The organism is Achromobacter sp. JD-1 (assembly GCF_038594925.1).
In the GTDB taxonomy this organism is placed as follows: domain Bacteria; phylum Pseudomonadota; class Gammaproteobacteria; order Burkholderiales; family Burkholderiaceae_B; genus Achromobacter; species Achromobacter spanius_C.
In genome coordinates this window covers 244,538-258,035 of the sequence record NZ_JBCGCS010000003.1, presented here as the reverse complement: position 1 = coordinate 258,035, position 13,498 = coordinate 244,538, and the positions used below count along the sequence as shown (strand labels likewise).

Sequence of the window (13,498 nt, the reverse complement as noted above, 5' to 3'; positions counted from 1 at the left end):
ATCAGGCCAGTCCCAGCATCTGGGCAAGGGTTTGCGCGGGCTGCGGGCGCTCAAGGCTGATGCGCCGCTCCAGGTCCGCCAAGTGGTTGTCATTGATCTTCACGGCCTGGGCCACGTCGCCGCGTTCCATCAGGTCCACGATCAGCACGTGTTCGTCGTGTTCGCACGCGGCGTTGCCGGGCGGTTCGTACAGCGCCACGATGAGCGAGCAGCGCGACACCAGTTCGGCCAGATAGCCGTGCAGGATGGCGTTGCCGGAAAGCTCGCCCAGCCGTACGTGAAACGCGCTGGCCTGGCGCGCCCACGCGGGCTGGCCGGCGCGATGCAACAAGGCGTGTTCGTCGCGCAACTGTTTGCGCAGCGACGCATAGTCGGCCTTGGTGGCGCGCGCCACGGCCAAGGGCAGCAGCGCGGCTTCCAGCGCGCGGCGCGCCTGGAAGATCTGGCGCGTGTCTTCGGGCGTGGGCTCGGCCACCACGGCGCCTCGGTTGTGGTGCAGGTCCACCACATGCTCATGCGCCAGGCGCTGCAAGGCTTTGCGCGCCACCGAGCGCGACACGCCAAACAGCTCGCAGATCGCGGCCTCGGGCAGCTTCGTGCCAGGCGTCAGCCGCTGGCTCATCACGCTTTCATATACCGCTTCGCAGATGCGGCGTTCCATGTCGCTGTCGGGCGAGGCGTCGCCCGCGCTGGCGGCGCCCGCCACGGCCGGTTCGACGGCAATCGGTTTACGGGCAGCGGGCTTGGCGCGGGGTGTTGCGGGGTTTCGGGTTGGCATGCGGGGCTCGGGGATAAACGTGCAAGACGGGCATTACGGGCATCGGCGCGGTTCGGACTGGCGGCTTGACCCGTCAGAGCGCGGCAATCACGCCGGACGGCAGGCTGTCCACATGGCGGCAGATTTCGCCGGGCGTGGTGAACCAGATCTCGCCCCGGTCGCGCGCGGCGGCCAGTGGCGCCAGCGCGCGGCGCAGATGCCGCAAGCGATACGGCTGCCCAACAATATAGGGATGCAGCGCAATGCCCATCACCAGCGGCTGGCGCAGCGCCTGCGCGCGCATCTCCTCGAACTGGTCAAGAATCATATCGGCAAAGTCGCGCGCGTCCATCTTGCGGCCCATGATCATCGGGATGTCGTTGAGTTCCTGAGGGTACGGAATGGCCCATAGCTCGCCTGCGCGCGTGCGCATGCGCATGGGCTGGTCGTCGTGGCACCAGTTGAGCGTGTAGCGATAGCCCGCTTCTGCCAGCAGGTCGGGCGTGGCGTGGCTTTCCGATATCCAGGGCGACAGCCAGCCCGCGGGCGCCTGGCCGGCGTGCTGGGCAATGCGGTCGCGGCAATGCGCCAGCAGCGCGCTTTCCTCGGCTTCGGGCAAGCCCCCCTGCCGATGGGCGTTGCTGTAGCCGTGGCCGATCAGTTCGTCGCCGCGCGCCAGGAAGGCATCGACCAGGTCGGGGCAATGGTCATACAGCGCGGTGTTGATCAGCACGCCCGCGGGCAAGCGCAGTTCGTCAAACAATTCCAGGCAGCGCCACGCGCCCACGCGGTTGCCATATTCGCGCCAGGCGTAATTCAGCACGTCGGGATGCGGCGAGGCCGGCCCCAGTTCCGCCCCCAGCCCTTCGCCAAACGCGAAATGCTCAATATTGAAGCCCAGGTACACGGCCAGCCGCGCCCCGTTCGGCCAGGTGTAGTCCTGCCGTCCGGCAATCGGTTGATAGGCGAAGCGGCCGTGGCAAGCCAGGGCGTCGGGGGTCCAGGCAGCGGCGTCGTCACGCCCCGGATTAGTGCCTGCAAGCAAGGTTGGGTTCATTTTGGTGCAAATCCTGATGCATGATTGTTAACAAAATTCCTGAATCTTTGGAAACAAAACTGCGTTATGACGCATACAAACCACGCCCAAAGACGCCACATCTCCCCTCGTGGCAGCGCGATCCTGGCATTCAGCGCCCCGATGGACGCAGGTGGCATGGATCTTGCATGGGGTAGGGAAGCAGCATTTATCCCCATGCAAGATCCGTTCCACTTTTTTCTGGAGTGTCTCGATGGTCCCGACCCGCCGTTCCTTCATGCTTCGCGCCACCGCCGCCGCCCTCTTCACGGCCGGCCTCGCCCTGCAACCGGCGCTTGCCGCCGACCCCATCAAGATTGGCCTGATCACCGCGCTGTCGGGTGAATCCGCCCGCGCGGGCGAAGCGCTGACGCGCGGCATGACCATCGCCATCGACGAGATCAACGCCAAGGGTGGCCTGCTGGGCGGCCGCAAGATCGAGCTGGTGCGCCGCGACGACGAAGGCAACCCCGCCAAGGGCATGGCCGCCGCGCGCGAGCTGATCTTCAAAGAGAAAGTGACGGTGCTGTTCGGCGGGCTGGACACCCCAGTGTCGATGGCCATCGTGCCCATCGTGAACCAGGAGAAAGTGCCGTTCATGGGTCCCTGGGCCGCCGGCACGGCCATCACGCATAACAAGGGCAACCCGAACTTCGTGTTCCGCGTGTCGGCCATGGACGAGATCGTCGACAGCGCCATGCTGCAGTACGCGCAAAAGACGTTTCAAACGACCAAGCCCGGGCTGATCCTGGTGAACAACCCTTGGGGCGAATCCAACGAAAAAGGGCTGAACGCCGCGATGGCCGCCGCCAAGGTCACGGCGGCGGGCACCGAGAAATTCCAGGCCAACGACCTGGACGTGGTGCCGCAACTTAGCCGCCTGAAGGCCGCGGGCGCGGACACGCTGTTCATGGTGGGCAACGTGGGCCCGTCGGCGCAAGTGGTGAAGTCGCTGGACCGCATGGGCTGGAAGGTGCCGATCGTGTCGCACTGGGGTCCCGCGGGCGGGCGCTTCACCGAGCTGGCCGGCCCCAACGCCAAGAACGTGCACTTCGTGCAGACCTACAGCTTCTTCGGCAAACAAGGGCCGGTGGGCGAAAAGGTCTTGCAGGCGCTGAAGACCAAGTATTCCGACATCAAGGGCCCGCAAGACATCACGCCGGCGGTGGGCGTGGCCAACGCCTATGACGGCATGCAGTTGGCCGCGCTGGCCATCACGCAGGCCGGTTCGACCGATGGCGACGCCGTGCGCCAGGGCTTCTACAAGATCGGCAAATACGACGGCCTGATCAAGACCTACGAACAGCCCTTCACCCCCACGTCGCACGACGCACTGCGCGAGGACGACTACGTGTGGACGCACTTCGTCGATAACCGCATCCTGCCCGTCAAGGGCGCGCAATAAGCCGATTGCATCACGCGGGAGACGCGCATGTTGTTGATGTCCGCCATCGTCAGCGGCCTGGGTCTGGGAAGCATGTACGGGCTGATGGCCCTGGGCTTCTACCTGACCTACGCCGTGTCGGGAACGGTGAATTTCGCCCAGGGCAGTTCCATGATGCTGGGCGCCGTGCTGACCTATACGTTCGTCCAGACCCTGGGCTGGCCGCTGGCGCCCGCGCTGTTGGTGGCGCTGGCGCTCTGCGCCCTGTATGGGCTGGTGGTCGAGCGGCTGGCGGTGCGGCCGTTCGCCAGCCGGGGTTCCAATGCCTGGCTGATGTCGACGGTGGCGCTGGGCATCGTGCTGGACAACGTGGTGATGTTCACCTTCGGCAAGGAACCGCGCAGCCTGCCTTCGCCTTTGGCCCAAGCCCCGCTTGAAATCGGTGGCCTGGGGCTGGGTGTCTACCCGCTGCAACTGCTGATTCCGCTGGTCGGACTGACGCTGGCCGCCGCGCTGCACACCCTGTCGCGCCGCACGCGCTGGGGCGTGGCGCTGCTGGCGGTGGTGCAGAACCCGAACGCCGCGCGGCTCATGGGCATCCCCGTGCGCCGCGCCATCATGGCCGCCTTCGCCGTGTCCACGCTGTTTGCGGGCGTGGCGGGCGCGCTGGTGGCGCCGCTGTTCAACGTGCAGGCGGACATGGGCACGCTGTTCGGCTTGAAGGCTTATGTGGTGGCCATTCTGGGCGGCATCACCAGCGCCTGGGGCGTGATGATCGCGGGCCTGCTGTTTGGCGTGGTCGAAGCGCTGATCACCGTGAACCTGGGCTCCGGGTACACCCACATCATCAGCTTCACGCTGGTGATCGTCATGTTGGCCGTGCGTCCGAACGGATTGTTCGGCCGCGCCGATGTCAGGAAGGTCTGATGAATAAGCGACTTGCATCGCGCCGGCTGTGGCTGGCGCTCTACGCGCTACTGGCCGTGGCCGCCCTGGTTCTGGCGGCTACCGTCAACGGCTATTACGTGTTCGTGCTGGGTAACGTGGCGCTGCTGGCGCTGGCCGGCATCGGCCTGAACGTGCTGCTGGGGTTGACCGGGCAGATGTCGTTTGGCCACGCGGGCTTCTACGCCATCGGCGCCTACACCGTGGCCATCCTGACCGGCCAGGCGGGTTGGAGCTTTTGGCTGGCGTGGCCCGCGGCGGCCTTGGTGGCGGGCGCCTTCGGCCTGCTGCTGGCCTTGCCCGCGCTGCGCGTGAAGGGGCCGTACCTGGCGATGATCACCATCGCCTTTGGCTTCATCGTGGAGCACGCGCTGATCGAAGGCGGCGACGTCACGGGCGGGCAGAACGGCATCATGGGGATCGCACAGCCCTCGCTGGGCGGCATTGGTGGCGACCGGGGCGTGGCGATGCTGGCGATCGTGACCGTGTTCGTGGCGCTGGCGGCGTACGCGCTGCTGTCACGCGGCACCTGGGGCGCGGCCATGCGCGCGGTGAAAGACAGCGAAACCGCCAGCGAATCCATCGGCATCAACCCCTTGATGGTCAAGACGGTGGCGTTCATGGTGTCGGCGGCGGTGGTGGGTCTGGCGGGCGGGCTCTACGCGCCGCAGACCGGCATGATCACGCCGCACAACTTCAATTTCATGCAGTCGATTCTGTTCGTGCTGGCGGTGACGCTGGGCGGCGCGGGGTCCCTGGCCGGCCCCTTGCTGGGCGCGGTGGTGGTGGGGCTGCTGCCCGAACTGCTGTCCAGCCTGGAGGAATACCGCCTGCTGTTCTTCGGCGCGTTCCTGCTGGTGGTGCTGTGGGCGGCGCCGGATGGGGTGGCGGGCTTGCTGTCTCGCTGGCATCGCAACGCGGCGGGCCAATTGCTTGCCCCGCGTCATGGCGGCGGCATGTCGATGGGCGGACGCGCCGGACGCGTGCTGCGCGCCGATGCGCTGACCATGACGTTTGGCGGCGTGCGCGCCGTGCAGTCCGTGTCGTTCAACGTGCCGCCCGCCGCCGTCACGGCGCTGATCGGCCCCAATGGCGCGGGCAAGTCCACCGTCATCAACATGCTCAGCGGCTACTACCAGCCGACCAGCGGCGCGGTATCGCTGGGTGACACCGCGCTTGCCGCCCTGCCCGCCTACCGCGTGGCGCGGAATGGCATCGCCCGCACCTATCAGACCTCGCAGTTGTTCGACACCTTGACCGTGGAGGACAACGTGGCGCTGGGCATGGTGCGTGGCCGCCTGGGCGGGCTGTTGGGGTCGCGCCGCTACCTGGCGCCGGACGTGCGCGAGCGTGCGCGTGCCCTGCTGGCGTTCTGCGGCTACGAAGGCGCGTTGAACGTTCCCGCCGCCGACCTGCCGCACGTGGACCGGCGGCTGGTGGAAATTGCCCGCGCGCTGGCCACCGATGCCGACATCCTGCTGATGGACGAACCGGCCGCCGGCCTGTCGCGTGAGGACAAGACGCGTCTGGCGGGGCTGTTGCGACGCATTGCCGAAGCGGGCGCGGGCGTGCTGCTGGTCGAGCACGACATGGCGCTGGTGATGGGTGTATCGGATCACGTCGTGGCCATCGACGCGGGCCGCGAACTGGCCAAGGGCAACCCGGCCGAAATCCAGCAGTCGCCCGCAGTGCGCCAGGCGTATCTGGGCGACGACAGCGCACGGCGCGCGCCGGCCGCGCGGCAACGTCCGGCGGGCGCCCCCGTTGCGCCCGAGGTGCTGGGCGTGGGCAATCTGGTGACCGGCTACGGGGCGAACCCCGTGCTGCACGGTATCGACCTGCAAGTGCGCCAAGGCGAGATGGTGGCGCTGCTGGGGGCCAACGGCGCGGGCAAGTCGACCTTGATGCGCACGCTGGCGGGGCTGCATCGGCCCGCGCAAGGCGGCATGCATTTGCAAGGGATGGAACTGAACAACCTGGCCGCCGACCGCATCGTGGCGCGCGGCCTGGTGCTGGTGCCCGAAGGCCGGCAGGTGTTTCCCGGCTTGAGCGTGCTGGACAACATCCGGCTGGGCGCCTTCCTGCATCCCCAGGACCGCGAGGCCCGCGTCGAGGAAATGCTGACGCGCTTTCCGCGCCTGCGTGAACGCCTGCATCAGCGCGCCGGCCTCTTGTCGGGCGGCGAACAGCAGATGCTGGCGATTGCGCGCGGGCTGATGTCCAAGCCCGTGATCCTGCTGCTTGACGAGCCGTCGCTGGGCCTGGCGCCCAAGATCATTGATGAACTGTTCGAGGCCCTGGACCGCCTGCGTGCGGAATCCATGACCATTCTTCTGGTGGACCAGATGGCGGCGTTGGCGCTGTCGTTGGCGGACCGGGCCTATGTGCTGGAGTCCGGACGCGTAGCGGCGCAGGGGTCGGCGGCGGAGATTGCGCAAGACGGCGCGTTAGCTCGCGCGTATCTGGGCGCATGAAGCGATGCCCCCGCAGAGGTAACAACCGCCGAGCGGTTCCTGGAAACTAAGCCCGCCCCGCAGCCACGGCTGCGGGCGCGGACGCAACAAGAACGCAGAAAAGAACGCGGGCGGGCCTGCCTTGGGCGCTAGGCCGCGTCCGCTTCCAGGCGCGCCCCCGCGCGCACAATGCCGCAACGCTTGTGCGCACGCATCACCACGCCGACTTCGCTGTTGAGTACGCCGTCCAGCTCACCCAGGCGGCGTGTCACCACTTCCCATAGATGCAGGCTGTCGCGGCACAGCACGTGCCAGAACAGTTGCGATGCGCCGCTGGTGCCGAACAGGCAGCGTGTGTGCGGATCCAGCGCCAGATGCGCGGCCAGCGCGTCAACGGCTTGCGGCCGCACCTGCACTGAAATCACCGCTTCCAACGGAAAGCCCACCAAGGCGGGCTCAACTTCCACCCGGAAGCTGAGCGCGCGACGCTCAACCAGATGCTGCAACAAGCGCTGCGCGGTGGGTTCGCTGACGCCGGCGTGTTCGGCCAGCTCGGCCAGGCTGGCACGCCCGTCACGCATCAGATGCGCCATCATGCGCTGCTCGGGCTCGCTCAACGCAGCGGGCGGCTGCGCGGGCGAGGCCTCGGCGGCGGCCACGGACGACTGCGCCTGGATGCGCCACTGGCCCGCGCGCCGGAACGGCCGCAACACCAGTCGCGCTTCCACGTGCTCCACGCCGTCAATGGACGGCAACACCCGCGTCACCACGTCCGGCATGTCGGCGGCGTCGGCCAGGGTCAGTTCGGCCATCAGGTCGGCCGTGCCGGCCAGCGTCACCACCAGTTGGCTGATGTCCAGCCGCGCCAGTTGCTCCGCCACTTCCGGCACCCGGCCCGAGCGGCAGCGCACCCAGGCATGCAGCACCACGCCCTGCCCCATGGCCAGCGGATCGGGTTCGGCAATGACGCGCAGCGCATCGGCGTCCATCAGGCGGCGAATGCGGCGCGCCACGGTCCGTTCGGCGATGCCGGTGGCCGCGCCCAGCTCGCGCCAAGACGCGCGGGGGTCTGCCTGCAACGCGATCAGGCAGGCCAGGTCGGTGTCATCCAGCACTGGCGTTAAGGGCTTACCCTTACTTGACGTGGCTATATTCATTAATCTAACGTTCGCGCATTGAGAAAAACACAAATTTAAACTGTTTTTTTGACCAAAAATAAACTTTTACCTGAGGACGACATGAGCAGCCCATCCGCGACCTTGCGCAGCAAGCAAGGGGCAAGCGCCGCGCCCGCCAGCGCGGCGCCCGTATCCCGCGCCCGCACCATTCTGGCCGGTAGTGTAGGCAATGCGGTCGAGTGGTTCGATTGGACCATCTACGCCTCGTTCGCCATCTTCTTTTCCAGCCAGTTCTTTCCGGAAGGCAATGAAACGACGGCGCTGCTCGCCACCTTCGGCATCTTCGCCGTGGGCTTCTTCATGCGCCCCGTGGGCGGCTGGGTGCTGGGCATCTTTTCCGACCGCTATGGCCGCAAAGCCGCGCTGGGCCTGACGATTCTGATGATGGCGGGCGGTTCCCTCATCATCGCCATCACCCCGACCTACGCCACCATCGGCTTGGCGGCTCCGTTGCTGCTGACCGCCGCGCGCCTCTTGCAAGGGTTGTCACTAGGCGGAGAGTATGCCTCGGCCACGACCTTTCTGGCTGAAATGGCGCCGCCGGAAAAGCGCGGTTTCTATTCCAGCTTTGTGTTCTTCAGCGCCGCCGTGGGCATCCTGGCCGCGTCCGCCGTGGGTTGGATCCTGACGTCCACCCTGACCAAGGCCGACATGGCCTCTTGGGGCTGGCGCATTCCGTTCCTGCTGGGCGCGTTCGGCGGCTTGGCGGGCATGTGGATCCGCCGCTCGATTCCCGAAACCGAAGCGTTTTCCCACGCCAAGCAAGCCGGCATCGAAAAGCAGCCGTTGCGCACGCTGCTGCGCGACCACCCGCGCGAAGTGCTGCGCATCGTGGGTTTTTCGGTGCTGACGACGTTTGCGTTCTACATCTTCGTGGCCTACGTGCCCACCTACGCCATCCGCCAGGTGGGCGCCGACCCCAAGACCGCGTTCGCGGCCAACACCGTGGCCTTGATTGTGTTCATGCTGGTGCAGCCGCTGTTCGGCATGCTGTCCGACCGCATCGGCCGCAAGCCGCAATTGATCTTCTTCGCGGCCGGCTACCTGGTGTTCTTCTATCCGCTGATGACCACGCTGGGCCCGTCATTTGGATCGATCCTGGCCGTGGAACTGTTCGGCCTGGTGCTGTACGCCATGTACACGGCCATTGCGCCGGCCATCATGTCGGAACAATTTCCCACCAGCGTGCGCGCCGTCGGTATCGGCACGCCGTATAACCTGGTGGTTGCGCTGCTGGGCGGCACCACGCCCTACCTGCTGACCTGGCTGCAAAGCAAGGGCATGGAACGCTGGTTCTTCTATTACGTGCTGGCCGGCGCCGTGATCACGTTGCTCACCTTCATCCGCATGCCCGAAACGCGCGGGCAGACGCTGAAGTAGCCACTGAAGGCATCATTGACGTTGCTGCTGAAGTCGCCGCCGAAAGCCATCTCTGAAATCGCTCCAGCGCGCGCCGTCTAAACGCTTTCCGGTCCCGTCGGGGCCGGAAGGCTTTTCCTTTTCTTGAAGAGAGCCATGCCAGCACAAGACCCCACCGACCTGCATTTTCGAGACGCCCGCGAACTGGCTCGCGCCATCCGTGACCGTGAACTGAGCTCGCGCCAGGTCACCGCCCACTTCCTGGACCGCATTGAACGCGCCGCGCCGCTAGCCGCCTTCAGCGAGGTCACCGCCGACCGCGCGCTGGCTCAGGCCGACGCGGCCGACCGGCTGCTAGATGCGGGCATGCTGCTGGGGCCCTTGCATGGCGTGCCGGTAGCCGTGAAGGACAGCATCCAGTGGCAGGGCACGCCCACCACCGGCGGCTCGCAGGCGCGGCGTGGCGTGATCAGCGACGAAACCTCGGCGGCGGTGCGCGCGCTGGCGGCGGGGGGCATGGTGATCTTGGGCAAGACGCGCATGACGGAATTCGCGTTTGGGCTGTCGGGCCAGAACCCCACCCAAGGCACGGCGCGCAATCCGTGGGACGCCAAGATCGCACGTGCACCCGGCGGATCGTCAAGCGGCGCGGGCGTGGCGGTGGCGGCCGGCCTGACGCCCATCGCGCTGGGTGGCGACACGGGCGGTTCCGTGCGCGCGCCCGCGGCGCTCAACGGCGTGGTGGGTTACAAGCCCTCATCCGGCCTGATCAGCCGCGCGGGCTGCCTGCCGCTGTCGGACACGCTGGATGTGCTGGGCCCCATAGCTCGCAGCGTGGCGGACGCCCGGCTGCTGGCGCAAGTGCTGGCCGGCCCCGACGTGGACGACGCCGCCACCTTGGCGCTGCCCGCGTCCTGCGTCACCGCGCTGCGCCATCCCATGGCGCGCCGAGTCGCCGCGGCATCTTCCTCCACCTCCGTTGCCACTGCCGCCGACGCCGTCGCCGCCAACGATGCCATCTCTATCGCCGTCTTGCCGCCGCAGGCGTGGCCCGCGCCCCTGTCCGACGCCGCCCTGCAGGTCTGGCATCAGACGCAAGAGCGCCTTGCACAAACCGGTCTGACGCCCACCGTCTGGCATCCGCCCGCGTCTTTGTCGTTTGCGCGCCTGGCGGACGACAACTCGCTGGTGCTGGCCTACGAAGCCTATCGCTATTTCGGCACACTGGCCGAAGACCCTGCCGCGCCCTTGTGGGAAGTGGTGCGCGCGCGCATCGCGGCGGGCGGCCGGATCGCGCAGGCGGATTACGAAGCCGCGCTGAACCGGAGGCAGGCCGACATGACGGCATTCGCCAGCGCCATGCAAGGGCTGGACGCCCTGCTGATGCCCGCCTGCGACCAGGCCGCGCAGCCGCTGGACGCCGAAGACGTGCGCCATGTGGGCCTGGGCAAGCTGCTGCGCCCCGCCAATTTCCTGGGCGCCGCCGCCATCGCGCTACCCGCGGGTTTCGACGCCGAAGGCATGCCCATCGGCGTGCAACTGCTGGCCCCCGCAGGCCACGACGCCCCGCTGCTGGACTGCGCCGCAGCGCTGGAACGCGTGCTGGCGCCAACAATACAGACGCCCGATATGTCACCGTGGGCCCTGTAGGATGGGTGCAGCGCGCAACGCAGGCCATTAGAAAACCGACAAAGTTCGCGCGAAACCCATCAAGCAACGGTGGAATTTTGAAGAGCGGCGGCAAGAACCCAAGGGTTCTGTAGCCGGGGCGTCGATAACGCGTTGGCTTTTAACCATTGCGGCGTCATGCCATCGGCGGGTGATGGGTTGCGCGCGATCGGCGGTGGCGCAGTGGTGGAGAGTTTTGCGCGCTTCACCCATCCTACGTGCTTCATGGAGAGCGCTGGATTTCATAAAAAACGCCCCTGCCGTTATTCACGGCAGGGGCGTTCTTCATGAAGATTCGCTGTTTTACAGCGCCTTCTTCAGTTCCTGAACCTTGTCCGTGGCTTCCCACGAGAATTCCGGCTCGGAACGGCCAAAGTGGCCGTAGGCGGCGGTTTTCGCGTAGATCGGGCGCAGCAGGTCCAGCATGTTCACGATGCCCTTCGGACGCAGGTCGAAGTGCTCGCGCACCAGCTTGGCGATCTGGTCGTCGGGAATGACGCCCGTGCCTTCGGTGTAGACCGTGATGTTGATCGGTTCGGCCACGCCGATGGCGTAGCTGACCTGCACCTGGCACTGGCGCGCCAGGCCGGCGGCCACGATGTTCTTGGCCACGTAGCGGGCCGCGTAAGCAGCCGAACGGTCAACCTTGGACGGATCCTTGCCCGAGAACGCGCCGCCGCCGTGGGGGCATGCGCCGCCGTAGGTGTCGACGATGATCTTGCGACCGGTCAGGCCGCAATCGCCTTGCGGGCCGCCGATGACAAAGCGGCCGGTCGGGTTGACCAGGAACTTCGTTTGCGGCGTGATCAGGCCTTCGGGGAAGCTCGGCTTGATGATGTCTTCGATCACCGCTTCGCGGATGGTCTCTTGCGTGACTTCCGGCGCGTGCTGGGTCGACAGCACCACGGTATCAACTTCCGCCGGGCGGCCGTCGATGTAGCGGAAGGTCACTTGCGACTTGGCGTCCGGGCGCAGCCACGGCAGGCGGCCATCCTTGCGCAGTTCGCTCTGGCGCTGCACCAGGCGGTGCGCGTACCAGATCGGGGCGGGCATCAGGTCGGGCGTTTCGTCGCAGGCGTAGCCGAACATCAGGCCTTGGTCGCCCGCACCCTGGTTCAGATAGTCTTCCGAGCTGCGGTCGACGCCTTGGGCGATGTCCGGCGATTGCTTGTCGTAAGCAACCAGCACCGCGCAGCCCTTGTAGTCGATGCCGTATTCGGTGTTGTCGTAGCCGATGCGGCGGATGGTGTCCCGCGCAACCTGGATGTAATCCACGTTGGCGGTGGTGGTGATTTCACCCGCCAGCACGACCAGGCCCGTGTTGCACAGCGTTTCGGCTGCAACGCGCGCGTTGGGATCTTGCGTGAAGATGGCGTCCAGGATCGAATCGGAGATCTGGTCGGCAACCTTATCAGGGTGCCCTTCGGAGACAGATTCGGAAGTGAAGAGAAAATCGTTATTGGCCACAGATGCGTCCTTAGTGTCCGGCCTGGCCGGCGCGTAGGTTCACGAGGCGCGTTGCACCCCGGACTGCATGACATACGCTATCTGGGCGCGACGCTTTAGCGGATTTGGCAAAGGCCGCGCAAAACGCTTTACCCTTGCCGTCGCCCCGCAAGTTGTCGGTTAACTCGGCGACTGGACGGATTTTAAGCGAAAATGCCGTTCTTATGCTGGCGGCGGGGGTATGAACATATTCCCGAACACCGGCATAACCCTGCCCGTCCTCTTCTATTTGCCGCATGCTGCTAGCCCTGTTCCGACTTTTCGCCGCCCTGCCGCTACCCGTTGCGCACGCCCTTGGCCGCGCGGCGGGCCTGGCCGTGTACGCCTGGCCCGGCAAGTATCGGCGGCGCCTTCAGGCCAATGCCGCACAAGCCGGCTACCCGGGCGCGGCCTTCGCGCGCCAGGCCGCGGCCGAAACCGGCGCCATGATTCTTGAGAACCCGCGCGTCTGGTTCAAGAACGAGCAAAGCCTGGCCCAAGTGGTGTCGGACGATAACGCAGTGGTCGACAAGGCCCGGGCCGAGGGCCGGGGCATCCTGTTCCTGACGCCGCACCTGGGCTGCTTTGAAATCACCGCCCGCTATCTGGCCCGCCAGATGCCCATGACGGTCATGTTCCGCCCCCCGCGCAAAGACGTGCTGGCCCCCTTGCTGGAGACGGCGCGCAACAGTTCCGCCGTCAACGCCGTGCCAGCCACCATGCAAGGCGTACGCGAATTCGTGCGCGCGCTGCGGCGCGGCGAATCCGTGGGCATGCTGCCCGACCAGGCGCCCAGCGTAGGCGATGGCGTGTGGGTTCCGTTCTTTGGCCGGCTGGCCTACACCATGACGCTGCCCGGCAAGCTGGCCACGCAAACCAACGTCCCCATCATCCTGACCGCGGGCGAACGCCTGCCGCGCGGCAAAGGCTGGCGCATCCACTACGTGCGCGTGCCTGAACCGCTGCCGGCCGAGCCCGAAGCCCAGGCGGCGCTCATCAACGCCGCGATGGAAACGCTGATCCGCCGCTGCCCCCAGCAGTACCTCTGGAGCTACAACCGCTACAAGACGCCGCGCGGGGCGCCCCCGGCCCCTGATGCCAACGCCGATTCCAACGTCGCCCCGGGTGCCGACAACGATGACGACACCATTCGGCAGCCCCGCTGACCGTTCCCGCCCAGCCCTTTCCCCAAAA

General features: G+C 66.7%; 10 protein-coding genes. 6 read left to right on the top strand and 4 right to left on the bottom strand.

Features of this window, described 5'->3' with window-relative positions:
• Position 1: 1 nt before the first annotated feature.
• Complete coding sequence (locus WBR68_RS06855) at positions 2 to 778, bottom strand: GntR family transcriptional regulator (RefSeq protein WP_230693743.1); 777 nt, start codon at positions 776 to 778, stop codon at positions 2 to 4.
• 73 nt (positions 779 to 851) lie between these two features.
• Positions 852 to 1,814, bottom strand: coding sequence for a polysaccharide deacetylase family protein (locus WBR68_RS06850; protein WP_230693742.1), 963 nt, complete (start codon positions 1,812 to 1,814; stop codon positions 852 to 854).
• 232 nt (positions 1,815 to 2,046) lie between these two features.
• Here WBR68_RS06850 and WBR68_RS06845 point away from each other — a divergent pair, with 232 nt between their 5' ends.
• The 3 genes from WBR68_RS06845 to WBR68_RS06835 are packed head-to-tail and all read left to right on the top strand — an operon-like array spanning position 2,047 to position 6,635.
• Positions 2,047 to 3,237 carry an ABC transporter substrate-binding protein gene (locus WBR68_RS06845; protein WP_230693741.1) on the top strand — a complete coding sequence of 397 codons (1,191 nt, stop codon included), beginning with the start codon at positions 2,047 to 2,049 and terminating at the stop codon, positions 3,235 to 3,237.
• 27 nt (positions 3,238 to 3,264) lie between these two features.
• Entirely contained in the window at positions 3,265 to 4,143 is an 879-nt protein-coding gene (locus WBR68_RS06840; protein ID WP_100853873.1) for a branched-chain amino acid ABC transporter permease, read from the top strand.
• Positions 4,143 to 6,635, top strand: coding sequence for a branched-chain amino acid ABC transporter ATP-binding protein/permease (locus tag WBR68_RS06835; RefSeq protein ID WP_230693740.1), 2,493 nt, complete (start codon positions 4,143 to 4,145; stop codon positions 6,633 to 6,635). The genes WBR68_RS06840 and WBR68_RS06835 overlap by 1 nt, the downstream gene beginning before the upstream one ends.
• 128 nt (positions 6,636 to 6,763) lie before the next feature.
• On the opposite strand, the gene WBR68_RS06830 is transcribed toward WBR68_RS06835, so the two are convergent.
• Positions 6,764 to 7,771 (bottom strand): Lrp/AsnC family transcriptional regulator, encoded by a 1,008-nt coding sequence (locus WBR68_RS06830; RefSeq protein ID WP_230693739.1) that lies wholly within the window; start codon positions 7,769 to 7,771, stop codon positions 6,764 to 6,766.
• A gap of 81 nt (positions 7,772 to 7,852) precedes the next feature.
• Here WBR68_RS06830 and WBR68_RS06825 point away from each other — a divergent pair, with 81 nt between their 5' ends.
• Together WBR68_RS06825 and WBR68_RS06820 are read left to right on the top strand one after the other, a co-directional pair.
• A complete protein-coding gene (locus tag WBR68_RS06825) occupies positions 7,853 to 9,172 on the top strand; it encodes an MFS transporter (RefSeq protein ID WP_230693738.1) in 1,320 nt (439 codons plus the stop codon).
• Between the two features lie 135 nt (positions 9,173 to 9,307).
• Complete coding sequence (locus WBR68_RS06820; RefSeq protein ID WP_127186098.1) at positions 9,308 to 10,801, top strand: amidase; 1,494 nt, start codon at positions 9,308 to 9,310, stop codon at positions 10,799 to 10,801.
• Positions 10,802 to 11,122: 321 nt separating this feature from the next.
• On the opposite strand, the gene metK is transcribed toward WBR68_RS06820, so the two are convergent.
• Complete coding sequence (metK, locus tag WBR68_RS06815; RefSeq protein WP_046802994.1) at positions 11,123 to 12,286, bottom strand: methionine adenosyltransferase; 1,164 nt, start codon at positions 12,284 to 12,286, stop codon at positions 11,123 to 11,125.
• A gap of 275 nt (positions 12,287 to 12,561) precedes the next feature.
• Here metK and WBR68_RS06810 point away from each other — a divergent pair, with 275 nt between their 5' ends.
• Positions 12,562 to 13,470 (top strand): lysophospholipid acyltransferase family protein, encoded by a 909-nt coding sequence (locus tag WBR68_RS06810; protein ID WP_050446153.1) that lies wholly within the window; start codon positions 12,562 to 12,564, stop codon positions 13,468 to 13,470.
• Positions 13,471 to 13,498: the final 28 nt, after the last annotated feature.

Excerpts from the sequence above, each read along its gene's own strand:
- WBR68_RS06855 (WP_230693743.1), bottom strand. The coding sequence starts at position 778 with ATGCCAACCCGAAACCCCGCAACACCCCGCGCCAAGCCCGCTGCCCGT.
- WBR68_RS06850 (WP_230693742.1), bottom strand. The coding sequence starts at position 1,814 with ATGAACCCAACCTTGCTTGCAGGCACTAATCCGGGGCGTGACGACGCC.
- WBR68_RS06845 (WP_230693741.1), top strand. The coding sequence starts at position 2,047 with ATGGTCCCGACCCGCCGTTCCTTCATGCTTCGCGCCACCGCCGCCGCC.
- WBR68_RS06840 (WP_100853873.1), top strand. The coding sequence starts at position 3,265 with ATGTTGTTGATGTCCGCCATCGTCAGCGGCCTGGGTCTGGGAAGCATG.
- WBR68_RS06835 (WP_230693740.1), top strand. The coding sequence starts at position 4,143 with ATGAATAAGCGACTTGCATCGCGCCGGCTGTGGCTGGCGCTCTACGCG.
- WBR68_RS06830 (WP_230693739.1), bottom strand. The coding sequence starts at position 7,771 with ATGAATATAGCCACGTCAAGTAAGGGTAAGCCCTTAACGCCAGTGCTG.
- WBR68_RS06825 (WP_230693738.1), top strand. The coding sequence starts at position 7,853 with ATGAGCAGCCCATCCGCGACCTTGCGCAGCAAGCAAGGGGCAAGCGCC.
- WBR68_RS06820 (WP_127186098.1), top strand. The coding sequence starts at position 9,308 with ATGCCAGCACAAGACCCCACCGACCTGCATTTTCGAGACGCCCGCGAA.
- WBR68_RS06810 (WP_050446153.1), top strand. The coding sequence starts at position 12,562 with ATGCTGCTAGCCCTGTTCCGACTTTTCGCCGCCCTGCCGCTACCCGTT.